Source organism: Pseudomonas sp. NFIX28, from assembly GCF_900107395.1.
Classification (GTDB): domain Bacteria; phylum Pseudomonadota; class Gammaproteobacteria; order Pseudomonadales; family Pseudomonadaceae; genus Aquipseudomonas.
This window is the reverse complement of sequence record NZ_FNPW01000021.1, coordinates 31,904-55,919: the sequence shown is the minus strand read 5'-3', so window position 1 is coordinate 55,919 and position 24,016 is coordinate 31,904. Positions and strand designations below refer to the sequence as shown.

The window sequence follows — 24,016 nt, the reverse complement described above, 5'->3', positions numbered from 1 at the left end:
ATTGCGCTGTTGCCAGCGAGAGGCGAAAAGGCGCTCGGCAGGTTGCCGCACAGGCGCGCGGACTTCGGGCTCAAGAGGTGGGAAAGAAAGGCGGGGCGGGGGCGGGGCAACCCGGGATCGGCGAGGCGATCCCAGGCTGGAGCCCTGCTCGGTCAGACCGGCAGGGCGCTTCAGGCGGGGTTCAAAGCGACCAGCGTACCGTCACCATGGCATTGCGCGGATCGCCATATTGGTTGATGCCGTAGAGGGTGTTGGTGCCGATGCTCTGGTAGTACTTCTTGTCGAAGACGTTATTGATGTTCAGGCGGATATCGACATTTTCCGTGGCCTTGTAGCTGGTCATCAGGTCGACCAGGGTGTAGGCCTCCTGTTCGATACGGTAGTTGGTCGACGGGGCGTAGAAGTTGCTGCCCTGGTTGTAGATGGTGTTCTGGCGATAGATACCGCCACCGACGGTCCAGCGATTGAGGTCGCCAGGCAACTGGTAGGTGGTGAAGGCCTTGAACATATGGCGCGGGATGTCGGTGTCGAACAGCCGGCCTTCGTTGGCCTCGTTGGCATCCTTGATGTATTTGACCTCGGCGAAGGTGTAGCCCGCGCCCAGTTCCCAGCCCGGCGCCAGGGCACCGTTGATTTCCAGTTCGATACCTTGGCTGCGCACTTCGCCCGCGGCTTCGTAGCAGGAGCTGGTGCCCGCCGAGCACTGGTTCATGTCCAGCTGCTTGGCGCGGTTTTCCTGGTCGATGCGGAAGATCGCGGCGCTGGCATTCAGCGCGCCGTCGAAGTATTCGCCCTTGATACCGATCTCGTAGTTCTTGCCTTCGATCGGTTCCAGCGCGTTGTTCTGCGAGTCGAGCTCGGTCTGCGGACGGAAAATATCGGTGTAGCTGGCATACACGGAGTGGTGCTGGTCGAGGTCGTAGATCACCCCGGCGTAACGGGTCAGGTGGCGGGTGACCTTGTTCGGCAGGCTGCTGGAGTACTTGACGCCGTTCCAGCTGGTTTCCACGTCGTAGTCGTACCAGTCGAGGCGGCCACCGAGGATGACTTTCAGCGAGTCGGTCATGTTCAGGCGGGTGGTGAGGTAGGTGCCTTTCTGTTCGGACTCGCGGTTTTGCCGCCAAGGGGTGTTGCTCAGGTCGGGCTTGGGGTTGTTGCCTGGCGAGCCGAGGTCGGTGTTGGTGTTGATGCTGCTGTAGTTGCCCTTGCCCTTGAAGGTCAGCTCGCGCTGGCTGGCCCCGACCACCAGCTCATGGGTGCGCCCGAACAGCGAGAACGGCCCGGTGACATAAGCGTCGTAGCTGTTTTGCTGGTCTTCGTACTTGTATTTGCCGTTGTACTGGCCGAACTGGTCGTAGTTGGCGCCCATACGCTGGGGCATGGTGCCGAACATGTCGAGGTCGGACCAGGATTTGCTCGCGGCCACCAGCAGCTTCCAGTTCTCGGCGAAACGGTATTCCAGGCGGCTGAAGGCGGTGGTGTTGTCCTGGTCCCAGTATTCCCAGTCGTTGCCCAGGTAGGTCGAGCGGCTCAGGTTCAGGTCGCTGCCGTCCTTGGCGGTCGGCAGGCCGCCCCAGGCGCTGTTGTTATTGGCGTTCTGATTGGACACGCCGAAGGTGAAGGTGGTGTCTTCGTTGAGGTCGGCTTCGGTGATGCCGTAGAACACCGAGCGCTCGGAACTGGTGTAGTCCTGGAAGCTGTCCTTGGTCTGGTAGGCGGTGACCACGCGACCGCGCAGGGTGCCGCTTTCGTTGAGCGCGTTGGAGGCGTCGAACTCGGTGCGATAGTTGTCCCAGCTGCCCGCGCTGGCGGTGATGTTGACCTGCGGGGTCGCGGTCGGGCGCTTGCGCACCATGTTGATGGCCGCCGACGGGTTGCCCGAGCCCTGCATCATGCCGGTGGCGCCACGCACCACTTCGACCCGGTCGAAGATCGCCATGTCCGGCGAGGAGTTCATGTCCCGGCTGAGGTAGTGCGACAGGTCGTTGGACAGGCCGTCGGTCATCAGGTTTTCGACTGCGAAGCCACGGGCGTAGTAGGTCGTGCGCTGTGGGCCGTCCTTGGTCATGGAAATGCCCGGCGTGTTCTTGAGCACGTCCTCCAGGCTCTTCATGTTCTGGTCGTCCATGCGCTTGCGGGTGATGACCGTCACCGACTGCGGCGTCTCGCGGTTGGACAGCGCCAGCTTGGTCGCCGTCTGCATCGGGCCGGTGGTGTAGGACCCGGTGTTTTCCGTGGTGCTGCCCAGGCCCTTGCCGCTGATGGTGGTCGCGCCCAGCTCCAGGGCACCGGCCGCGCCCGGGCTGAGAATGGTCACCGAGCTGTCTTGCAGGCTGTAGGCGACGCCGGTGCCCTTGAGCAGTTCGGCGATTGCGCGGGCGGGGTCCTGCTTGCCGCTCAAGCGGTTGCTGCGTTTGCCCTGGATGTCGTCCGGGCTGTAGAGCACTTGCAGGTTCGCCTGCTGGCCGAACGCTTGCAGCGCGGCGGCCAGCGGTTGCGCCGGGATGTTGAACGCGACCTCCTGTGCCTGCACTTGCCCCATCAACGGCAGCGCAAGTGCCAGCCCCAGTGCACGGGCGGTCAGTTTGGGCGAGAACGCGTGGCGTAGCAGCGCTTTCGTCAGGAGGTTGAGTCGATGTTGTGCAGGCATGCTCATATGCTCTTATGTGACGGCAAGGTTGGAGTGTTAATGCTATTAATTCTCAATGCTATCTGTATGACGCACGACCTGTCATAAACCGGAAAAAATCACGCCGGTTGCAGTTGAGTGATGACCTTGCCGGCCTCCATGCGGACCAGCTGGTCCGCGACGTCGAAATAGCGATCGTCATGGCTGATGACAATGATGGTCTTGCCCAGGCGCTTGAGGTCGGGCAACAGCTGTGTGTAGAAAATCCGCCGGAACGTCGGGTCCTGGTCGGCGGCCCATTCGTCGAAGACCAGCAGCGGGCGCCCCTCGAGCCAGGCGTTGACCAGCGCCAGCCGCTTGCGTTGGCCGGTGGAAAGGTCGGTGGTGGTGAAGGCGCCGTCGCGGATGCTGACCTTGTGGGCGATTTCCAGGCGCTCCAGGTACTGGCCGACATCCTCGGGCAGGGTCGGGCTGCCCTGCAGCAGTTCGTCGAACAGGTGGTAGTCGGCGAATACCGTGGTGAACAGCTGGCGGTAGTCGTCCAGGGTCTGGGCCTTGACCGCTTCGCCGTTGAGCCGCACTTCGCCCGACTGCGGGGTGTAGAGGCCCAGCAGCAGCTTGATCAGGGTGGTCTTGCCGCAGCCGTTTTCACCGACGATGAACACGATGTCGCCTTGTTCGATCTTCAGGTTCACCGGCCCCAGGCTGAAGGCGGCCGCGCCCTCCACGCTCGGGTAGTCGTAGCGCACATTGCGCAGTTCCAGGCTCTGCACGGACTGCTGCTTGACCTCGCCCACCTGGGTCAGCAGATGCGGCTCGGGCGATGAAAACTGTTCCGAGAGCTGCATGATGCGGCGGAAGGCGATCCGCGCCCGGTTGACCGTGGGCATCGTCAGCAGCAGGTGTTCCAGGGGGCCCTTCATGTACAGCAGCACCAGCACGAAGCCGCTCATCGCCGCCTTGTCGGCGCTGGGCCAGATGGCTTGCAGGGTAATGGCCAGGCCGATGACCACGAAAAACAGCATCGAGCCGAATGTCTTGGCGAGGATGAAGATATTGACCGACTTGATCTGGATGGCGCAGATCCGGTCGGCGGTGGCCTGGATCTTGTCCACCAGCATGCTCTGGCGGCGCGGCCGATGGATGCGCAGTTCCTTGGCGCCGTCGGCGATTGCGCTGTAGTGCTTTTGCAGCACGTCTTCTTCATCCCGGGCCGCGTAGAAACCCTTGATGCCGCGAGAGCTGGCGAAGTACTGCACGGGCACGCCGATCACGATGGCGACCATCACGATCAGGAAGATCGGCAGCGACAAGGTCGCCAGGTACGTCAGGCAGCCCAGGGTGATCGACAGGGAAATGGCCAGCGAGGCGAAGGCGAAGGCGAAGTCGCTGATGGTGTCGACGTCGTGGGTGAGCACCGGGATCAGCCGATGGCTGCGAAAGCGCTCGAGCTGCTCGATGGGCGCCGACAGCACCTTGCCGCCCAGTTCCTTGCGCAGCTTGGCGATGATGTGCTGGCCCACGTAGTTGCTGGCGATATCGGAAAAGATCGAGCTGGCCATGGCCAGCAGGCAGAGGCCGGCGAACAGCGCCGCGACGTCGCGGCTCATGCCGGTCGGCGCGTGCAGGGCGGTGTTGATGGTCGCCAGCAGGCTGGTGACGCTCAAGCCGGCGATGACCCCCAGCACGATGGAAAAGGTCACGGTGAACCAGAAAGGCCGTAGCAGGCCCAAGAGTTCGCGGGTAGCGCCGCGTGCCGGGTTGGTCATTAGGATTTCCTGTTTCGAGCGGTGGTCTGGGGGGCGGTGCTTGTGGGGACGCCGCCGCGGTACTGCGCGGCAGGCCCGTGGCGTACGCCGGGCAGCGTTCGCGGCAAGCGCAACGGGCGGTAACGGCCCATTGCCTCTGAATGATTAGACGAAGCAGCCGGGTGGGGATTTAGCGCGCCAGGACGGCGCGGGCGCGCGGGGATAAATCCACGGGGTAACCGTTCGTTTAACAAGGGAGCACCCTGGGCCAGCGCCATGACTGGATGCCGAGCGGCGATCCAGCGCGGGCCGCCCAGGTCCCGATCCCTTCCTTGATTGTGAAACCATGACGAAGACAAAGATTGCCTACATCTGGTCCCTGAGAAACGCCGCCGCCGACAAGGCCGGGCAGTACGTCCAGTACAAGGGCGAAGAGCGCTACATGAAGTCGCCCCTGGAATACCTGGCCGAGGCGCTGGATCAATCGCCCCTGGGCGATCTCTATTCGCTCGAGGCGATGATCTACGACGATGACGCCGACTCGCCGAGCGACCGCGAGAAAGTCCGCGACTACGGTTTTTCCTTCCGGCCGGGCCATCAGTGGTTCTATCCGCCGCAGCTGTCGGTGCAGGGGCGAGCGCTCAACGATTTGCTGCACGCGGTGCCTTCGACCTACCGGCGGCTGGCGCTGGACGCGCCGGAGCGGGTCGCGGGCAAGCACGATTTCGAGCAGCGCCTGCTGCACAAGCTGCAAGCGCTGGGCGTGGAACTGGTGGTGCTGGACGGCTTGCTGGTGATCCTCGACCAGCTGGTGCGTCCGGGCCGGCCGTTTTATCGCCGGATCGTCAACATTCACCCGGGCATCACCCGCCTGGAATCGCCTTACGAGCGCCGTGGCGCCTACGCCACCCTGGATGCGCTGTACGGCGCGCGGGGGCAGAAGGTGGTCGACTGGCAGACCCTGGAAACCCGTTCCGTGCCGGTGGTGCCCATGACCGGGGCGTCCTTCCACTATGTGGATAACGGGATCGATTCCGGCGAGGTAATAGTCGACGTGCTGAACACCGAGATCGCGCCGGACGACACCATCCTCGAGCTGCGCTGGAACAACTTTAACCACAGCCTGTTCCCGGCCTTGCATGAAGGCTTGATGCACATGGCGGGGTTGCGGCGCGAGGAGAGTGCAGCTACCGGTGAGCACGCTCCGGTCGTGGCGTGAATGAATGACGGTCGATCGCGGCAGCCCGGGGCTGCTGCGATCGACCGCTCACAGGCTGGGGCCGGGTCCCCGGCGGTTTTCCTGCTTCAGAGTTCACGGGCTACGCGAAAGCCCAGGAAGTCGCCGCGAACTTCGCGCTTGCGGCTGTTGCGGTTGCCCGAACGCGAAAACACCGGCGCCTCTCCCCAGTCATTGCCGCGCATCTGCGCATCGGCGCAGACCCCGCCGGTCATCCAGGCGCTGCCATCGCTCGGCGCGCCTTCGTAGTTGGGGTGCCAGCAGTCGGCGGTCCACTCGTACACATTGCCGTGCATGTCGTACATGCCGAAGGCGTTCGGCGGGTAGCTGCCCACGGGCGAGCTGAAGCTGTAGCCATCCTTGGGGCCGTAGGTGTTGGCGTGCTTGTTGATCTGGTATTGGCCTTCCTCGTCGAAAGGGAAGGGGAACGGGCCGCTGGAGCCGGCGCGCGCGGCGTATTCGCGCTCGGCCTCGCTGATCATCCGGTATTGCTTGCCGGTCTTTTTCGACAGCCACTGGGCGTAGGCCTGGACTTCGTAATAGTCGATGCACACCGCCGGCTGCCGCGGGCCCTGCTCATAGCGTGGCTTGCTGGCCTGGCACAGGCGCCCGGGGCGCGTGTCGCCGTCCTTGATTACCGTCCCGGTTTCGCGAATGTAGGCGTCCAGCTCGGCGGCGGTGACATGGAAGCGGCTCATGGCGAAGGCTTTCTTGAAGGTGACGGTGTGCTGCGGGCTTTCATCCGGTTCCTTGCCGACTTCGCCTTCGGGGGTGCCCATGAGAAAACTGCCCGCCGGCAGCACGACCATTTCCGGGCAATTCTTGCAGTCCTTGAAGACGCTGCCGGGCTTGGGCGGCTCGACGGCGTGGGCGCTCAGGGCGACCAGGCAGCCGAGCATGGCGGCGAGGGAGGAATAAGCGAGGGGTTTCATCGGTAAATGACCTTGTAGTGGGAAGGGTGAGGGACGGTGGTCGGGGCGCCGGGCACTCAGCTCGCGGCCCCGCTGCGCGGGCGCTTGCCCAGCAAGTCCATGGCGCGATCGATGTCCGCCTCGCTGTTGAGCAGGCTTGGGGCCATGCGCACCACCGGGCCGGCGTCGCGGTACACCGCGTCGACCAGGATGCGGTTCTCGATCAGCCAGGCGGCCGTGGCGTCGGTGTTCAGGTCCTTGCCGCGAAAGAAGGTGAAGCCGGCGGAATGTTCCGGGCTCTGCGGCGTGACCAGTTCAATGCCCGGGTGTTCCTGCAGGCGTTGCTTGAGGTAGCTGTTGAGCGCGTGGATGCGCGACTGCACGTTGGCCTTGCCCAGCCGCATGTGCAGGTCGAAGGCTTCGTCCACGGCCCAGCGGTGCTCGAAGCTGTGGTAGCCGCCGGGGGTCATGGTGGTGGCGAAGTCCGCGTCCTGGGAGAAGGTCGCCACCAGCGGCGTCAGGTGCTTGAGTTTTTCCGAGCGTGAGCAGAGGATCCCGGTGCCGCGCGGGCCGAACATCCATTTGTGGGTGCCGGCGACGAAGAAGTCGCAGTTGAGGTCGGCGAAGGTCACGTCCTCGACCCCCAGCCCATGCACGCCGTCCACGCAGTAGAGGAGGCGGTCCCGTTCGTCGCGGTTGCGGTTGTGTTCGGCGACCAGCTGGCCGATTTCGCCGATGGGCAACTTCACGCCACTGCCCGAATGCACCCAGGTCATGCCCAGCACCCGGGTGTTGGGGCGGATATTGCGGGCGATATTGCCCAGCACCTCGTCGCTGGACATTTGCCGGGCCGACTTGAACAGCTCGATTTTGCGCACCTGGGTGCCTTCGCGCTGGGTGCGGTATTTCAAGGCGCTGCGGGTCGAATAGTGTTCGTGCACGGTGGTCAGGATTTCCTGGTGGGGCAGCACGTGGATCCCGCCATAGAGCATGGCCAGGCCCTCGGTGGTGCTGCCGATCAGCGCGACCTGGGCCGGCTTGATGTCCAGGTAGCGGCCCACGCGCTCGCGCACATGGGCCTCGCGTTGCCAGGTGAACTGGCTGTCGTAGTCCATGGCCGCCGCCGGGTTACGGTCCAGTTGCCGGCGATAGCCGTCGATGGCCTCGCGCACCGGCCGCGGGTGCGAGGTGATGAGGAAGTTGGCCAGGTGCACATAATCGGGGTCGAGCTCGAACAGCCGGCGCAGCTCGCTCCATTGATCGGCGCTGGGCGCGGCGGCGGGAGTTGGCGGCGCCGCCTGGGCGAGGGCGGCGCTGCCAAAGGGCAGGGCGGCGGCGAGCAGGCTGGCGTGCTTGAGGAAGGTGCGGCGGTCGGTCACTGGAAATCTCGCTGTCATGGGTCAGCCGGCGATGGCGGGTTGAGGGGCTTTGCTGGCCGGCTTGGCCAGCTTCTGCACCTGTTCCCAGACGCGCAGATAGTTCTCGCCCCAGAGCTTGGCGATCTCGACGTCCGAGTAGCCGCGCTGGATCAGTTCGGCGGTGACGTTGCGGTTCTCGCCCACGTTCATCCAGCCGGTGATGCCGCCGCCTTCATTGAAGTCGGAGCTGATGCCGACATGGTCGATGCCGACCTTTTTCACCGTGTAGTCGATGGCGTCGACGTATTCCTTGAGGCCGGCCTTGGGTTCCTGGTCGAGGATCGCGTAGAGCGAGCTGGCGTATTCGCCGAAGCGTTTTTCCGGCCAGGCGGCGATGATCGCGTCGCCCGGCATCAGCGCGTTATCCAGGCCTTGCAGCGGTGGCAGGTCGAAGTCCTTGCGCAGGGCTTCGAGCTTGTCCAGGGTCGGCTGGCCGAGGGGGCGCAGGTAGGTGGAGAAGCCCACCACCTGGATCACCCCGCCGGTGGCCTTGATGGTCTGCAGGTCCTTGTCGCTGAGGTTGCGCGCGATATCCACCTGCGCCCGCGGCGCGGAATGAGAGGCCACCACCGGTGCCCGGGTGAGCGCGGCGACGTCGTCGAGGGCTTGTTGCGACATCTGCGAGACATCGATCACCACGCCCAGGTCGTTGAGCCGCTGCACCGCCTGCTTGCCGATGGCGGAAAGGCCGCCAAGGGCGTCGCGGGTGTCGTTGAAGAACGGCAGCGGGCGCGAGGAATCGGCCCAGGCGTTGTTGCCCACGTAGCTGAAGCCGAACAGGCGCATGCCGCGCGCGGCCCAGTGGTCCAGCTGGTCGAGGTCGTCGCCCATGGGGTAGGCGTTGAGCAGGCTGATGACCACCGCGAGCTTGCCTTGCGAGGCGATGCGCCGAAAGTCCTCGGGGCTATAGGCAATGGCCGCCTGGTTGGGGAAGTCGCGGACCATGCCCTGGATGATCCGGTAGCGCGTTTCCTGCTGGTGGCGCGCTTCCTCGACAAAGCCGGCGGAGGGGCGATGCGGGGCGTTCGGGCCGTTCCAGATTTCCGGCCAGGCGAGGATGCTCAGGGCCGCGCCGGACATCCGCCCGCGGGCCGCCTTGACCAGGTCGAACTGGCGCCGGCCGTCCTTGTCCGCCTCGGTGCCTTCGGTGCCGAAGTCCAGCGGGACGGTGATGTGGCTGTCGAACGAAATGATCCGTTCCTGCAGGTCGTTGGCGTGCTTGACGATCTTGTCCGGGTAAGACACGCGGTCCTTCCAGTAAAAGTGCCAGGCGGCCCCGGCCCCGACGCCGAGCGCGAGGATGACCAGTAGCAGCAGGCTCAGATAGAGGGGTTTCTTACCAGATAATTTGATCATTGCTATCCCAGTCGCAGGCGGGCTGATGACGGGGCCGGGCAGGGGGTTCGCAGTGCTTCCCGGGCCGACCCTTTCGTGGACTTCTATCCGCGATAAACGAGCTGGCGCTCGGCAAATTTAGCGGGCCGATCGCCGCGCCCCGGTAAATTTCCTCGTAAATCCAACGTTCTAGCTAGATGCGTGAGACGCCACTGGGAAATAGGTAGAGCGATGAGGTTTTCTAGAAGAGGATTTTTGACCGGGCTGGCGGTAACGGGGGCAGCCATCCCCGTGGCGCTCTACACACAGCAGCAATTGGTGCGCCGGGACGTTCGCCAGCGGGAAGAACAGGAAATCACCCCCGGCGAAGCCAGCCTCGAGGTTGCCCGCCAGCCCGGGGTGCGGCTGGCCGACCACTTGCGCGGCATCTGGGACGTTGAGTTTCTCGACCCCCAGGGGTTCGGCGGGCTGCCGCGCAGCGGTTGCGAATTGCTCCTGGATATCGGCGCCACCGGTCGTGGCGTGCGTGGCTACCTGGGGCGTCCGCAGAGCCTGCGCGGTGACGGCCCGGCGGAATTTTTCGTGCAGGGCGACCTGGCGACGGCCGATGGCGCCAAGCTGCGCTGGCGGCTGTTTCCCGGCGGCAAGGTCAACGGCCCGCCGAGCCACGAATGCCAGGTGGTGCTCGACGAGGTCTGGGCGGTCTGGGGCAATGCCGGCAGCGGCACCCTCAGCGGCCACGTGCAGGCCCTGGACCGCTCGGCGCTGTTGCCCGCGCAGACCCTGGAGTTTGTCGCGCGTAAACGGCGCTTTCCCCAGTCCCGCGAGCGCTGCGCACTGGCCCCGGCCTTGCTGGCCTGGTTGGTCTCGCCGGAGCACCGCCTGTTCCACCAGCTCTGGCATGCCTCGCGGGACCGCTGGCATTCGCTGCCCAAGGAAAAGCGCAACAGCCTGCGCGGCCTGGGCTGGCAACCGGGGCCGGTGCGGCACGAGCGGGGCGCCCGTGGGCGGCGCAAGCATCGCAACGGCTCGGGCATCGACTTCTTGTTCATGCATCGGCACATGTTGCGCCACGCCCGCGCGCTGCAGCCGGACCTGCTGTCCTGGCAACAGATGCCCTTGCCGCCCAGCCGCCTGGAGCATGACCGGCAGGGCTTCCTGCGCTACTACGACAACCATGACGGCTGTTCGGTGCCGCCGGCCTGGGTGGCCGCCGGCGATGCCGAGTTCAGCCAGTGGCTGCATGGCTTGAAGAGCGACGAGGCGTTCTATGGCAACTTCCAGGTCTGGGAGTCGCAATACCAGGACCCTGAATATCTCAGCCGCCTGACCCTGGGCGAGTTCGGTTCCGAGGTCGAGCTGGGCCTGCACGACTGGCTGCACATGCGCTGGGCGGATGTCGCGCGCGACCCGTCCAACGATATGCCGGTCACGGCCGCGCGCACCTCGTCGGACTTTTCCGGGCGCTGGTACGTGGCCGAAAACGACTTTCTCGGCGATCCATTCTCGTCCCATGTGCACCCGGTGTTCTGGAAATTCCACGGCTGGATCGACGATCGCATCGAGGACTGGTTTCGCGCCCACGAGCGCTACCACCCCGGCGCGGTGCTGCGCCGCGAAGTCAACGGCGTGCCCTGGTTCGCGCCCGGACGCTGGGTGGAGGTCGAGGACCCCTGGCTCGGGGCCTCGACCCACGGCTGCGGGCCGCTGGGCAATGCCCCGGGCGAGATGTCGCTGGAAATGGACATGGAGGTGATGAAGCTGGCCCTGCGCATCGCCCTGAGCCGCGACCAGGAGGTGCCGGACTTGCTCAAGCGCGCGCCGCAGCGGCCCTGGTACGCCCAGCACCTGAAGCTCTGAGGCGGCGGCCGACAAAAAAGGCGGCATCCGCTCATGGATGCCGCCTTTTTTTGCCGCTGCAAAACAGCCGTGGCGAGAGGTTTCAGCGCACCTGCCAGCCACCTCCGAGGGCCTTGTACAGGGCGACGCTGGCCTTGAGGCGCGACAAGCGCAACTGCACGTCCTGGTCCTGGGCCTGATACAGCGTGCGCTGGGTGTCGAGGACGCTGAGCAGGTCCTGGGCGCCCGCGCGATACCGATTCTCGGCGATCCGGAAGGCGATTTGCGCCTGTTCCAGTTCATCGTTCTGCCAGCGCCGCTGCTGGTCGAGCCCGTCGATGCCATTGAGGGCTTTTTCCACATCGCCGAAGGCCGCGATGATCGCGCCGCGGTAGGTTTGCAGCAGTTCTTCCTGCACCGCGCTGGCCTTGTCGCGCTCGGCGCCGAGGCGGCCGTTGTTGAATATCGGGCCGACCAGGCCGGCACCGACGTTGTAGAACGGGTTGCGCAGCACATCCGGAAAACGATTGGCGCCCGAGCCCAGGTTGGCCGTCAGGGTCAGGGTCGGCAGCATGGCGGCGCGGGCCACCTGCACATCGGCCTGGGCGGCGGCCAGCCGAGCCTCGGCGGTGGCGATATCCGGGCGGCGGCTGAGCAGCTGGCTGGGCAGGCCGCTGTCGATTGGCGGCCAGGTGACCTGCTGGAACGGCTGCGGGTCCAGCGCAAGGTTCTGCACCGGCTGCCCCAGCAGCGTCGCCAGGGTCACCAGGGCGTCCTGGGTCTGTTGCCGGAACAGCGGCAGCTGGCGCTGCTGGGCGGCCACCAGGCCCTTTTGCTGCGCGAGCTCCTGGGCGTTCGCCGAGCCCGAGTCGTAGCGCGTTTGCACCAGCCCCAGCACTTGCTGCGCGTTGGCCAGGTTGAGCCGGGCGATGGCCTCTTGTTCGCGCAGCGCCAGCACGTCCAGGTAGCTGTTGGCGACGTTGCCGAGCAGGGTCAGCTCGACGTTCGCCTGGTCGAACCGGCTGGCGCGCAGGCTGTGTTCGGCGCTGTCGCGGGCGGCGGCCCTGGCGCCCCAGAAGTCGACCTCGTAGCTGGCGGTCAAGGTGGCGTTGAACGAGTCCACGGCCTTGTTGCTCGAGTCGGCGCTCAGCTGGCTGTAGCCGTTGTTGCGCAGCAACTGTTCACGGCTGGCGGTGAAGTTGCCCTTGAGCTCCGGCAGCAGCGGGCCGCCGGCAATCGTCACCTGGGCCTGGGCCTGGCGCACGCGGGCCATGGCGGCGGCGACGTCGTAGCTGCCAAGCCGGGCCTGTTCGACGAGCCGCGCCAGCTGCGGGCTGCCGAACTGCCGCCACCAGGGGTCAAGGCTGGCCTGGATGCCTTGCGTCGGCGCCTGCCAGGCGGCGGGCGGCAGGATATCGCTCTGCGGTGGCGGCAAGTCGCGGGCGCAGGCCCCCAGGAGCAGGCAGGCAGTCAACAGGCTTAGGTGCGGTTTCATAAGGGGTTCGCTAGTCATACGCTGGTGAGGGCCGCGACCGGGTCGAGGCGGGCGGCCTTGCGGGCCGGCATGAAGCCGAAGACGACGCCGGTGACCAGGGCGCAGAGGAAGGCGCCCAGCGCGGCGTCGAGGGAGAAGGCCACCGCGACCTTGCTCAGCATCAGCCCGGTGCCGATCAGCAGGGCCAGGACGATGCCGGCCAGGCCGCCGACCACGGTGAGCATCACCGCCTCGGTGAGGAACTGGCGCAGGATGTCTTGCTGGCGCGCGCCGGTGGCCATGCGGATGCCGATCTCGCGGGTACGCTCGCGCACGGTCATGAGCATGATGTTCATCACGCCGATGCCGCCCACCAGCAGCGAGATCGCGGCGATGGAGCCGAGCATCAGCGACAGGGTGTTCTGGGTGCGGGCCTCGGCCTGGATCATCGCCGCGTTGTTGGTCAGCTCGAAATCGCGCTTGCCGCCGTGCATGCGCAGCATCAGCTGGTCGATGGCCTGCTCGGTTTCCTTGACCTTGTTCGCGTCGCTGGCGGCTATCGCCACGTATTCCGGGTTCTGCGTGCCGAACAGGCGGATGCTGGCGGCGGAGTAGGGCACGGCGATGCGGTCGTCGCTGTCCTGGTCGCCGGAGCTGGCGCCTTTTTCCTCGAGTATGCCGACCACCTGGAAGGGCACGTTCTCGATCAGGATGTATTGGCCGATGGGGTTGGCCACGTCCTTGAGCAGCTTGTCGCGGACCTTCTTGCCGATCACCGCCACCGCCGCCGCCGCGTCTTCGTCGGCCTGGGTGAAGTAGCTGCCCTCGACCACCGGCCAGTTGAAGATCGCCGGGAAATTGGTGTCGTTGCCGCCGACGTAGCTCATGTGGTCGGCGTTGCCAAAACGCACGCCGGCCCGCGAGCCGTTCACCGGCATGATTCTTTTCACCTGGGGCAGGGCGGCGACCGCGGCGACGTCGTCGAGGGTGACGATGCCCGGCGGAGTACGCGGGTTGGGCGTGTGGCCGCTCAAGTAAATGATGTTCGAGCCGAAGGCGCCCATCTGCGCCATGACCTGGCGCTTGCTGCCTTCGCCCACCGCCAGCATCACCACCACCGAGGCGACGCCGATGATGATCCCCAGCAGGGTCAGGGCGGTGCGGAAGCGGTTGATCCACATCACCCGCCAGGCGGCTTGCACGGCCTCCGCCAGTTCGCCTTTCCAGGCGCCGTTGGCTGCGCTGCCCTCGGCCAGGCGCTGGCGCAGGTCCACCGCCTGCAGGGCGCCGCTGTTGGTGCTGGCCTGGACTTCGGGGTGCGCGTCGGCGGTGTCGCTGATGATCTCGCCGTCGCGGATTTCGATGATGCGCTTGGCCCGCGCCGCGACTTCGCGGTCGTGGGTGATGAGGATTACCACGTGGCCCTGGCTGGCCAGTTCGTCGAGCAACGCCATGACCTCGGCGCCGCTGTGGCTGTCGAGGGCGCCGGTGGGTTCGTCGGCAAGAATGATATGGCCGCCGTTCATCAGCGCGCGGGCGATCGACACCCGCTGCTGCTGGCCGCCGGACAACTGGTGCGGGCGGTTGCCAGTGCGGCTGGCCAGGCCCAGGCGCTCGAGCAGGGCGGCGGCGCGGGCGTGGCGCTCGGCCGCCGGGGTGCCGGCATAGATCGCCGGCATCTCGACGTTTTCCTGGGCCGAGCCAGAGGGAATCAGGTGGTAGCCCTGGAACACGAAGCCGAAGGCCTCGCGACGCAGCCAGGCCAGTTCGTCGCTGCCCAGCCGGGCGACGTTTTCCCCGGCGAACAGGTATTCGCCCGACGTCGGGCGGTCGAGGCAGCCGAGGATGTTCATCAGCGTCGACTTGCCGGAGCCGGAGGCGCCGACGATGGCGACGAACTCGCCGGCGTGGATCGCCAGGTCGATGCCACGCAGCACGTCCACCTGCGGCGCATCGCCGCCGCCATAGGATTTGCGGATGTCCTTGAGGTCGATCAGCGGGGTCTGCATTCAGCCTCCGCTGCTTTGCGCGGGGCCGATCAGCAGGTGATCGCCTTCGTCGAGGCCTTCCAGGACCTGGATGCGCAAGCGGTCGCTGATGCCGACCCGCACCTTGCGGTCCTCGATGGCGCCGTTTTTCGCCACCACCCGGGCCACCTGGACCTGGGGATCGGCGCTGCCCTGCAGGGCGGCGATCGGTGCGGTGAGCACGTCCTGCGCGCGCTCGGCGACAAAAAACACCTGGGCGGTCATCTCGGCCATCAGCCTGTTGTCGGCGTTGTCGACATCCAGCAGCACGGTGTAGAGCACCACCCGGCCGCTGCCGCTCTTGCTCGAACTGTTGGGGCTGCCGCTGCCCTGGCTGCTTTCGTTGAGCGGCTTGGGCGGGATCGGCAGGATCTGCCGCACGGTGCTGGTCCAGCGCCGGGTGCCGCCGCTCAGGGTGGTGAAGTAGGCGGTCATGCCCGGTTTGACGTGGCCGATGTCGGCCTCGGAGACTTCGGCCCAGACGGTCATGGGCGACAGCCGGGCGATGCGCAGGATCAGCGGCGTCTGTTGCTGGGCGTTGAGGGTCTGGCCTTCGCGGGCGTCCACCGCGACCACGGTGCCGGACATCGGCGCGTAGATCCGCGTATAGCCCAGCTCGGCCTGGTCGCTGCGCAGGCTGGCCTGGGCCTGGCGGATCTGCGCCTGGAACATGTCGATGCGCGCCTGGGTGGCCTTGAGTTCGGCGCGGGCGGTCTGCACGTCTTCGTCGCGGGTGGCGCCGCCGGCGGCGAGGTTCTGCTGGCGCTGGTACTTCTGCCGGGCCAGTTCGTTCTGCGCGCGCTGCTCTTGCAACTGGGCTTGCAGGTTCTCGATGGAGAAGCGGCTGGCGTCGAGCTTGGCCTGCTGGGTGGCGGGGTCGATCTCCACCAGCAGTTGGCCTTCCTTGACCGGGTCGCCGGCTTCGACGTGGATCTTGCGGATCTGCCCGGACGCCTGGGCGCCGACGTCGACATAGCGCCGCGGTTGCAAGGTGCCCAGGGCGGTGACGCTGCTTTCGATAGTGCCGCGGCTGACTTGCACAGTGGCGAACTGGTCGCGCCCCGGCGGCAGGATCTGCCAGGCGGCGAGGGCGACGATGGGAAGCAGACACAGGGTGACAAGCAGGGCGCGTCGGGTGTGACGGGGACGTTTCATGCAGGGTTCCGGCCATTGGAAGTCGGCCCGTCGACCGGCCCGGCCCAAGGCGTGGGCAGGGCAGGAGGCTGTCGGTAGAGCGACAGATACGGGGAGCTGTCAGGTAGACGAGAAGCGCCGGAGGGAATTTAAGCCGCGACACATGGCGTTACAGGTGCGGGGGGGTACAGGCTAGCCGAGGAAAATAAAGCGGGCGAATCGACGCGGTACTTTAAATCTATATGAGAATTACTATAAATTATGTCACTTCTAAACTGCCATCATCGAATCGCCTGCCCACGGGCGGGTTGCCGTTGGGCTCAAGGACAAAGCCGCATGGCGCGGTCGGGAGTCGTGTTGGAAAACTACTATCGCGAGCTGGTGTGTTTCCTCAACGCCAAGCTGGGCAACCTGCAGGTGGCCGAAGATGTGGTGCATGACGCCTATGTACGGGTGCTGGAGCGTTCCAGCGACACGCCGATCGAGCAACCGCGGGCCTTTCTCTATCGCACGGCGTTGAACCTGGTGATCGACGGCCATCGGCGCAATGCCTTGCGCCAGGTCGAATCGCTGGATGTGCTCGACATCGAAGAGCGCTTCTTCAGCCCGTCGCCGCAAACCAGCATCGACCACGGTCAGCGCCTGGACATGCTGCAACGGGCGCTGGCCGAGCTGCCGTCGTTGTGCCGGGAAAGCTTCCTGCTGCGCAAGCTCGAAGGCCTGTCCCACTCCGAGATCGCCGAGCGCCTGGGGATTTCCCGCAGCCTGGTGGAAAAGCACATCGTCAACGCGATGAAACATTGCCGGGTCCGGGTCCGGCAATGGGACAACCTTTGATCCTTCCTGGTTAAATTTTTTTTCACTGTCCTCGTTCCTACTCAACAGACGACCTGCTGCCTCGCTAAGGGCCGATCAGGTCACCGTCGATTTCTCCCCGCGTTGAGGGATTTATCCAGAGGACACTGGAAATGACACAGGCAATTGCATCGACCATCGTTCACGACCTGATCGGTATCGGTTTCGGCCCCTCGAACCTGGCGCTGGCTATCGCGCTGGAAGAACGTGGGCAGGTCCAGGGGCCACTGGACGCGCTGTTTCTCGACAAGCAGGCCGATTACCGCTGGCACGGCAACACCCTGGTGGCGCAGAGCGACCTGCAGATTTCCTTTCTCAAGGACCTGGTGACCCTGCGCAACCCGACCAGCCCGTATTCCTTCGTCAATTACCTCAGGCACCACGGCCGCCTGGTGGACTTCATCAACCTGGGCACCTTCTATCCGTGCCGCATGGAGTTCAACGATTACCTGCGCTGGGTCGCCGGGCATTTCCAGGAGCAGAGCCGCTACGGCGAAGAAGTGCTGGGCATCGAGCCGGTGCTGCACAACCAGCAGGTCGAGGCGCTGCGGGTGATTTCCCGCGACAGCCAGGGCCAGGAGTTCGTGCGCACCAGCCGTTCGGTGGTGGTCAGCGCCGGGGGCACACCGCTGATCCCGGAGACCTTCAAGGCGCTCAAGGATGACGGCCGGGTGTTCCACCACGCGCATTACCTGGAGCGCATGGCCAGCCAGCCGTGCACCAGCGGCCAGCCGATGAACGTGGCGATCATCGGTGGCGGGCAGAGCGCGGCGGAGGCCTTCATCGACCTCAACGACAGTTTCCCTTCGGTGCAGGTGGACATGCTGGTTCGCGGTTCGGCGTTGAAGCCGGCGGACGACAGCCCGTTCGTCAACGAAGTGTTCTCGCCGGCCTTCACCGACCTGGTGTTCCAGCAGCCGAGCGGCGAGCGCGAGCGCCTGGTCCACGAATACCAGAACACCAACTATTCGGTGGTGGATGTCGACCTGATCGAACGCATCTACGGGATTCTCTACCGGCAGAAAGTCTCGGGCATCGCGCGCCATGCCTTCCGCACCCTGACCTCTGTGGAGAAGGCCAGCGCCACCGCGCAAGGCGTCGAGCTGGTGCTGCGCAACGCCTCCACCGGCGAGCTGAGCACCCGCCATTACGACGCGGTGATCCTGGCCACCGGTTACGAGCGCCAGACCCACCGTGCATTGCTGGCGCCGCTGGAAGCCTACCTGGGCGACTTCGAGGTGGACCGCAATTACCGGGTCATCACCGACGAGCGTTGCAAGGCCGGCATCTACACCCAGGGCTTCAGCCAGGCCAGCCACGGCCTGAGCGACACGCTGCTGTCGGTGTTGCCGATTCGCGCCGAGGAAATCGCCGCCTCGCTGTACGAACACGACAAAGGCCGCCACAGCCGTTCGGTGCGCGACCTGCTGCTGGCCACCGCTAGCTGACGCAGCGCCTTCAGGCCCGAGCGCTCCCCGCCGAACATCCGGGCCCTATCGCGGGCAAGCCTCGCTCCTACGCCGCAGGAACGAGGCTTACCCGCGATCGACGGCGCAGCCGTCCCCCTGCCGGATCCACCCGCAGATCCTGACAATGGCGATTTCTGTAGCCGCTGCCGAAGGCTGCGATAAGGTCCGCAGGACCTTCAGCGATGGCCCGAACACCACGGCCGTGCCGGCCGATCGCAGCCTGCGGCAGCGGCTACAGGGGCGAGTCGGCCATTGGTGCAGGAGCGTGCGGGCGGTGTCGGCCGTTGATGCAGGAGCGAGCAGGCGACGCGGGCCATTGTGCGGGAGCGTGTGTGCGGCGTCGGTCGTTGGTCCAAGGACGGGCGGTGCGGGTCGTTGATGCAGGAGTGGGTGGTTGGTGCAGCATCCCCGCCAGGCGGTGAAGGGCTGCGGGTTCGGCTGCCATGGTTTTTTGTGGCCACGGGTTCAACTGACGATAGCGGTTTTTGTAGCCGCTGCCGAAGGCTGCGATAAGGTCCGCAGGACCTTCAGCGACGGTCCGAACGCCGCGGCCGTGCCGGCCGATCGCAGCCTGCGGCAGCGGCTACAGGGGCGAGTCGGACGTTGGTGCGGGATCGTGCGGGCGGTGTCGGCCGTTGGTGCAGGAGCGAGCAGGCGACGCCGGCCATTGGTGCAGGAGCGGGTGTGCGACGTCGGCCATTGGTCCAAGGACGGGCGGTGCGGGTCGTTGATGCAGGAGTGGGTGGTTGGCGCAGCATTCCCGCCAGGCGGTGAAGGGCTGCGGGTTCGGCTGCCACGGGTTCAGCTGACGATGGCGGTTTCTGTAGCCGCTGCCGAAGGCTGCGATAAGGTCCGCAGGACCTTCAGTGATGGCCCGAACGCCACGGCCGTGCCGGCCGATCGCAGCCTGCGGCAGCGGCTACAGGGGCGAGTCGGCCATTGGTGCGGGATCGTGCGGGCGGTGTCGGCCATTGGTGCGGGAGCGTGTGTGCGGCGCCGGCCGTTTATGCAGGAGCGGGCGGACGCGCAGTATTTCGGGGCGGGCGGTGATGCCGGGGGCGGGCGGTGCGGGCCAACATTTGTTGGTAACCGTGGTGTCGCAAAATGGCCGGCAGCGCCGGTCGGCCTGGTCGCGGGATTCGCCCGTTCGTTCCGGCCAAGTGCGCCTATCCTTTAACGGCCGCCGCCCGCCGCGTATTCAAGGACGCCTTTCATGCAAGCACTGCACAACATCAACCTGAGTTCCCTGGTCGACACCCTGGTCAGCCTCAGCGCGGCCTTTATTCTCGGCGGCCTGATCGGCTTCGAGCGTCAGTATCGGCAACGCACCGCGGGGCTGCGCACCAACGTGCTGGTGGCGGTGGGCGCGGCGATTTTCGTCGACATGGCCAACCGCCTCGGCGGCGCCGAGGGCGCGGTGCGGGTGGTGGCCTATGTGGTGTCGGGCATCGGTTTTCTCGGTGCCGGGGTCATCATGCGCGAGGAGGGCAATGTCCGTGGCCTGAACACCGCGGCCACCCTCTGGGCCTCGGCGGGGGTGGGGGCCTGCGCCGGCGCCGACCTGATCCTCGAGGCCTTTCTCGGCACGCTGTTCGTGCTCGCGGCCAATACCCTGCTGCGGCCGATCGTCAACAACATCAACCGCCAGCCGCTGGATGTGATTTCCGCCGAGGTCACCAACATCGTCTATGTCATCGCCCACCGTTCCAAGCAGAAAGCCGTGTTCGCCCTGCTCGAGGCGGAACTGGAGCGCAGCAACTACCCGGCCAGCGACATCGATGTCCACGCCTTTGGCAGCGATGACGTGGAGATCGAAGCCACCCTGGCCACCACCTCGGTGGACGGCGACGAGCTCGATGCCCTGGTGGCGCGCCTGTCCACCTCGGCCCTGGTGGAGCAGGCGTTCTGGAGCCCCAGCACCACCGAATAGATCCGGCCGGTCGGCGTTCCTACCTCGCAACCAGCCAGTTCAGCGAAAAAAACTCCGGTTTACCCGCACGTTTTGGGAATTGTCTTACAGAGTCGGCCAAGGTCCATCGGATAGGCTCTCGGCCCTTGGTATTCACTCGACAGTTGCCCCGTTCATGCCTGACAAACGTTTGAGAATCCTGATTGCCGATGCGTCCCCGGAACAAGGCGGCCGCATCGAGCGGCTGTTGAGTGGCCAGGGGTATTTTCGTGTCGCGACGGTGGCGTCTTTTCGCGAATTGGTAACCCTGACCCACTATTCCTACGAGCCCTTCGAGAACTTCGACTTGTTGCTGCTCAGCGGCGAGCTGGCGTTTGCCGCCGGGGTGGACGCCGGCGCGTTCTGCCTGGATAACCCGCAGATCCGCCATGCCGTGATCTACGGTGGCCGCACCGAGCAGGCGTTGCCGATGGTCCTGCGCGCTTCCTTGCAGCAGGAAATTCTCTGGGTGCGCAGCGCAACGCCGGAAACCTTCCTGCGCTTCATTGCCCACATCAACCCTTCCGGCTCGTTGCACAAAAAACGCGGCTTCTGACCAGCGCAAATAGCCCTTGGCGGCTGAACGGGCAGCACCTGCGCGCGGGGTTGCCGGAAGCGGATTGCTCCGGGCTGGCAGATGCCCGAAGGTGGCGGCGGTCATCGCCCACCGTGCAGTGCGAACAGCGTCCCAGGCTGCCGAGCGATACCCGAACGCGTTGCTGATACCGCCGAATTTCCAGGAAACGGCGCTTTTTTGCCGCGGAAACGGGCGCAAAAACCAATTTAGTAACACGAAGCAGGTCTTTTCAGAAAAACCTTACAGAAAACTCTCGGCTGCTCCCCTAGCCTTCATTCGTAGGCGTGGAGCCTCTCACCCAAGACTTTTTCATGGCCACGAAAAAATGCCGAATAAAACGTTACGAATCCTGATTGCCGATGAGCAGCATTTTCATCGAATGAAGATCGAGCGGATGTTGAACCAGCTGGGCTATTACCGGATTGCGCCGATGCATCGACTCGTCGAAGTGTTGAACGTCGTCGAATATGGCAGTGAACCAATGGACCTGGTGATCATCGACGCTTCCCTGGGGTTGCAGGCTCGGCTCGACATCATGGCGTTCTGCATGGACAACCCGCAGATCCGCCATGTCCTGGTGTATGGCTCCGACTTGCTCACCGTGCCCAGCATGCCGCTCGGTCCGCAGCGCAAGATGTATATCAGCAGCCTGGCGCTGCCGGACTACGAGACCATCAGCTGCCTGATGCGGGCGATCGACACCGGCGGCCGGGGCAAGGCCCCGGCGGCCGGCATGCTGCTCAGCAGTTCCAACGAGGAAGAGATCCTGCCCAATGGCATGCTGCTGAGCGCGGCGTTGCGCTGAGGTTTCAGTCCCACGCCGGGGCAATGCCGGCAGGGCTGGTCAGGCGATGGCCGCGTTCCAGGCTGGCGATGCGTTGCAGGTCCTCCTCGCTCAGGGTCAGGGCACAAGCCTTGAGGTTGCTTTCCAGGTTCGCGCGCCTGGTCGAGGAAGGAATCACCGCATGACCCGATTGCATGGCCCAGGCCAGGGTCACCTGGGCCGGCGTCGCCCGGTGCTGCTCGGCGATCTGCTGGATGACCGGGTCATCGAGCACCGCGCCGTAGGCCAGCGTCATGTACGAAGTGATGTGAATCCCCTGGCTTTGCGCGAATTCCACGACCTTGCGGTTCTGCAGATAAGGGTGCAGTTCGATCTGGTTGGTGGCGATGTTGTCTGCGCCGACCGCGGCGATGGCTTGCCCCATCAGGTCGATGGTGAAGTTGGAAACCCCGATCTGCCGGGTCAGCCCCAGTTCTTTGGCTTCCAGCAGCGCGGCCATGAATTCTTCGACCGGTACCTGGTTTTCCGGTGACGGCCAGTGAATCAGGGTCAGGTCCAGGTAGTCGGTGCGCAATTTGCGCAGGCTGTCCTTGAGGCTGGGGATCAGCTTGTCGCGGGCAAAGTTGGCAACCCAGATCTTGCTGGTGACGAACAGCTCGTCACGGCCAATACCGCTGTCGGCGATGGCCTGGCCGACCTCGGCTTCGTTGTCGTAGATCTGTGCGGTGTCGATCGCTCGGTAGCCGAGCTCGAGCGCGGTGCTGACCGAGTCGATGACGACCTGGCCTTGCAGGCGAAAGGTGCCGAGGCCGAAAGCAGGTACAGGCATGAATGACTCCAGATGGCAGTGGGAAGGCCACGAGTATCCCGGTCCGTACCCTTGAGAAAAACCGCTGGGCAGGCAAAGCAATCTTTACCGCGAATCACGAATGCACGGTTCCTTGCTCGCCGGGCATCTTCCCTGGCGAGCGCAGCTTTTTTTCACGGACAAGCATCGCTACAGACGCAGCAGGAACTTCAGCCGCGCGGTTCGAGGATCATGCAGGTGGTGGAGCCGGTGGCATACAGGCGGCCGTCGACGTCGTAGATCCGCCCTTCGGCCAGCGCGGTGGAGCGGCCCAGGTGGACGATCTTGCCTTCGGCGCGGATCGGCCCGCTGCTGCCGGTCAGGGCGCGTACATAGCTGATGCGCAGGTCCAGGGTGGTTTAGCCCTGGCCCTTGTTCAGCCGGGTGTGGATCGCGCAGCCCATGCAGGAGTCCAGCAGGGTCGCGGCATAACCGCCGTGCACGCTGCCCAGCGGGTTGTAATGCCGGGAATCCGGCGTGCCCTGGAACACGAAATGCCCAGCGGACCATTCGATGGGGATGAAATCCAGCAGCGTGCCGATGGGCGGCGAGGGCAGTTCGCCGTTGCCGATGCCGTCGAAGAATTCGGCAGGGGAGAGGGCGCTGACTTCGGCCAGGGACAGGCTGCCCGGGCTGGCGAGGCGCTCGCGCATGGCCTGTTCCTGGGCAATCCACTGGGCCAGGGTGGCCTCGCGTGATGGGCTTTGCATGGGCGTTTCCTCGCTGGCGGAATAAGATGACGAGCAAAATATTATGCTCGAAATATTATTTCGGCCAGTGCCAAAACCGCCACAGGTCGGAACATCCGGTCAGCCCCGCGCCGGCCTCAGACCATGTCGCTGTGGCTGAACTCCTCGCCAAGAAAATCGATCAGCGTGCGCACCGACGGCAGCAGGCCCCGGCGCGACGGGAAGATCGCGTGGACGATCCCGCACTTGGGCGCCCAGTCCGGGACCAGCTGCACCAGGCGCCCGGCGGCCAGGTCGTCGCGCACCACCACGCTGGGCAAGTGGGCGATGCCGATGCCTGCCAGCGCCGCGTGGCGCAGGGCGATCAGGTCGTCGGTGACCATTCGCGGCTTGTGGCGAATCTGCGCCAGGGTGTCGTCCGGGCCGAACAGCTCCCATTGGTATTCACGCTGCGCCGAGCCCCAATGCAGGCTGGGCAGGCCGCTGAGGTCGGCGGGCGAGGCGGGGGTCGACAGGCGCGCGAGAAAGTCCGGGTGGCCGACCAGGCATTGGGTGCTGTTGCCCAGCACCTTCATCACCAGGTCGCTGCTTTCCAGCGGCGGGAAGCGCACCCGCAGGGCGATGTCATACCCTTCGTGGATCAGGTCGACCCGGCGGTTGGTGCTTTCGATGAACAACTCCACCAGCGGGTACTTGAGCATGTAGCGGGTCAGCATCGGCCCGACCCAGGAGTTGAGCAGCGCGGTCGGGCAACTCAGGCGCACCAGGCCCTGGGGCTCGGAGCGGTTGCGCTCGATGACCTCGGCGGCGCTTTCGGCCTCCACGCGCATGGCCAGGCAGCGCTGGTAATACTCGTGGCCGATCTCGGTGAGCGAGCAGTGGCGGCTGGTGCGGTGTATCAGGCGCACGCCGAGGCGCTCCTCGAGCTGGGCAATACGCCGGCTGAGCTTCGACTTGGGCATGTCCAGGGCCCGCCCGGCAGCGGCGAAACCCTGATGCTCGACGACCTGGGTGAAGTAATAAAGGGTGTTGAGGTCTTCCACCATCGTTCTCCAAATAGAACGCTAAGGGCGATTTTTGCAGTCTAGTGCATCA

At 65.3% G+C, this 24,016-nt stretch carries 17 protein-coding genes and 1 pseudogene; 7 read left to right on the top strand and 11 right to left on the bottom strand.

Features of this window, described 5'->3' with window-relative positions:
- Positions 1-181: 181 nt before the first annotated feature.
- Both BLV20_RS28440 and BLV20_RS28435 read right to left on the bottom strand, forming a co-directional pair.
- The gene (locus tag BLV20_RS28440; protein ID WP_092305690.1) at positions 182-2,656 is read right to left on the bottom strand and encodes a TonB-dependent siderophore receptor; all 2,475 of its coding nucleotides are present in this window, start codon (positions 2,654-2,656) and stop codon (positions 182-184) included.
- A gap of 92 nt (positions 2,657-2,748) precedes the next feature.
- On the bottom strand, positions 2,749-4,398 hold the full coding sequence (locus tag BLV20_RS28435; RefSeq protein ID WP_092305689.1) for a cyclic peptide export ABC transporter: 1,650 nt from the start codon (positions 4,396-4,398) through the stop codon (positions 2,749-2,751).
- A gap of 325 nt (positions 4,399-4,723) precedes the next feature.
- On the opposite strand from BLV20_RS28435, the gene BLV20_RS28430 reads away from it, so the two are divergent.
- A complete protein-coding gene (locus tag BLV20_RS28430; protein WP_092305688.1) occupies positions 4,724-5,596 on the top strand; it encodes a formyltransferase family protein in 873 nt (290 codons plus the stop codon).
- Between the two features lie 86 nt (positions 5,597-5,682).
- Here BLV20_RS28430 and BLV20_RS28425 read toward each other — a convergent pair whose 3' ends face one another.
- Genes BLV20_RS28425 through pvdM form a run of 3 tightly spaced genes read right to left on the bottom strand, consistent with a single transcriptional unit; the run spans position 5,683 to position 9,299 of the window.
- Positions 5,683-6,546 carry a dihydropyoverdine dehydrogenase gene (locus BLV20_RS28425; RefSeq protein WP_092305687.1) on the bottom strand — a complete coding sequence of 288 codons (864 nt, stop codon included), beginning with the start codon at positions 6,544-6,546 and terminating at the stop codon, positions 5,683-5,685.
- Positions 6,547-6,602: 56 nt separating this feature from the next.
- Positions 6,603-7,904, bottom strand: coding sequence for a pyoverdine-tailoring periplasmic protein PvdN (locus tag BLV20_RS28420; RefSeq protein WP_092305686.1), 1,302 nt, complete (start codon positions 7,902-7,904; stop codon positions 6,603-6,605).
- Between the two features lie 21 nt (positions 7,905-7,925).
- Positions 7,926-9,299, bottom strand: a complete 1,374-nt coding sequence (pvdM, locus tag BLV20_RS28415; protein ID WP_092305685.1) for a pyoverdine-tailoring dipeptidase-like protein PvdM — start codon at positions 9,297-9,299, stop codon at positions 7,926-7,928.
- A gap of 210 nt (positions 9,300-9,509) precedes the next feature.
- Between pvdM and BLV20_RS28410 the strand changes: the two genes are divergently transcribed.
- Complete coding sequence (locus BLV20_RS28410) at positions 9,510-11,138, top strand: pyoverdine maturation tyrosinase PvdP (protein ID WP_092305684.1); 1,629 nt, start codon at positions 9,510-9,512, stop codon at positions 11,136-11,138.
- Positions 11,139-11,220: 82 nt separating this feature from the next.
- Here the strand turns inward: BLV20_RS28410 and BLV20_RS28405 are convergent, their stop codons facing one another.
- The 3 genes from BLV20_RS28405 to BLV20_RS28395 are packed head-to-tail and all read right to left on the bottom strand — an operon-like array spanning position 11,221 to position 15,773.
- On the bottom strand, positions 11,221-12,612 hold the full coding sequence (locus BLV20_RS28405) for an efflux transporter outer membrane subunit (protein ID WP_092305683.1): 1,392 nt from the start codon (positions 12,610-12,612) through the stop codon (positions 11,221-11,223).
- Between the two features lie 14 nt (positions 12,613-12,626).
- Positions 12,627-14,600, bottom strand: a complete 1,974-nt coding sequence (locus BLV20_RS28400; RefSeq protein WP_092305682.1) for a MacB family efflux pump subunit — start codon at positions 14,598-14,600, stop codon at positions 12,627-12,629.
- Entirely contained in the window at positions 14,601-15,773 is a 1,173-nt protein-coding gene (locus BLV20_RS28395) for an efflux RND transporter periplasmic adaptor subunit (RefSeq protein ID WP_092305681.1), read from the bottom strand. It abuts the gene before it with no gap.
- Positions 15,774-16,106: 333 nt separating this feature from the next.
- Here BLV20_RS28395 and BLV20_RS28390 point away from each other — a divergent pair, with 333 nt between their 5' ends.
- The 5 genes from BLV20_RS28390 (at position 16,107) to BLV20_RS28365 (ending at position 21,406) form a co-directional block, all read left to right on the top strand.
- Positions 16,107-16,589: a sigma-70 family RNA polymerase sigma factor gene (locus BLV20_RS28390; protein ID WP_092305704.1), complete on the top strand. Its 483-nt coding sequence runs from the start codon at positions 16,107-16,109 to the stop codon at positions 16,587-16,589.
- Between the two features lie 131 nt (positions 16,590-16,720).
- Positions 16,721-18,055 (top strand): lysine N(6)-hydroxylase/L-ornithine N(5)-oxygenase family protein, encoded by a 1,335-nt coding sequence (locus BLV20_RS28385; protein ID WP_092305680.1) that lies wholly within the window; start codon positions 16,721-16,723, stop codon positions 18,053-18,055.
- A 1,234-nt stretch (positions 18,056-19,289) separates the two neighbouring features.
- Positions 19,290-20,006, top strand: a complete 717-nt coding sequence (locus BLV20_RS28375; RefSeq protein WP_092305678.1) for an MgtC/SapB family protein — start codon at positions 19,290-19,292, stop codon at positions 20,004-20,006.
- Positions 20,007-20,160: 154 nt separating this feature from the next.
- On the top strand, positions 20,161-20,580 hold the full coding sequence (locus BLV20_RS28370) for an ANTAR domain-containing protein (RefSeq protein ID WP_092305677.1): 420 nt from the start codon (positions 20,161-20,163) through the stop codon (positions 20,578-20,580).
- 346 nt (positions 20,581-20,926) lie between these two features.
- Positions 20,927-21,406, top strand: a complete 480-nt coding sequence (locus BLV20_RS28365) for an ANTAR domain-containing protein (RefSeq protein ID WP_092305676.1) — start codon at positions 20,927-20,929, stop codon at positions 21,404-21,406.
- 4 nt (positions 21,407-21,410) lie between these two features.
- On the opposite strand, the gene dkgB is transcribed toward BLV20_RS28365, so the two are convergent.
- The 3 genes and pseudogenes from dkgB to BLV20_RS28350 form a co-directional block, all read right to left on the bottom strand.
- Positions 21,411-22,214: a 2,5-didehydrogluconate reductase DkgB gene (dkgB, locus tag BLV20_RS28360; RefSeq protein ID WP_092305675.1), complete on the bottom strand. Its 804-nt coding sequence runs from the start codon at positions 22,212-22,214 to the stop codon at positions 21,411-21,413.
- Positions 22,215-22,402: 188 nt separating this feature from the next.
- A pseudogene (locus BLV20_RS28355) lies at positions 22,403-22,942 on the bottom strand (PaaI family thioesterase).
- Positions 22,943-23,058: 116 nt separating this feature from the next.
- The gene (locus tag BLV20_RS28350) at positions 23,059-23,967 is read right to left on the bottom strand and encodes a LysR family transcriptional regulator (RefSeq protein ID WP_092305674.1); all 909 of its coding nucleotides are present in this window, start codon (positions 23,965-23,967) and stop codon (positions 23,059-23,061) included.
- Positions 23,968-24,016: the final 49 nt, after the last annotated feature.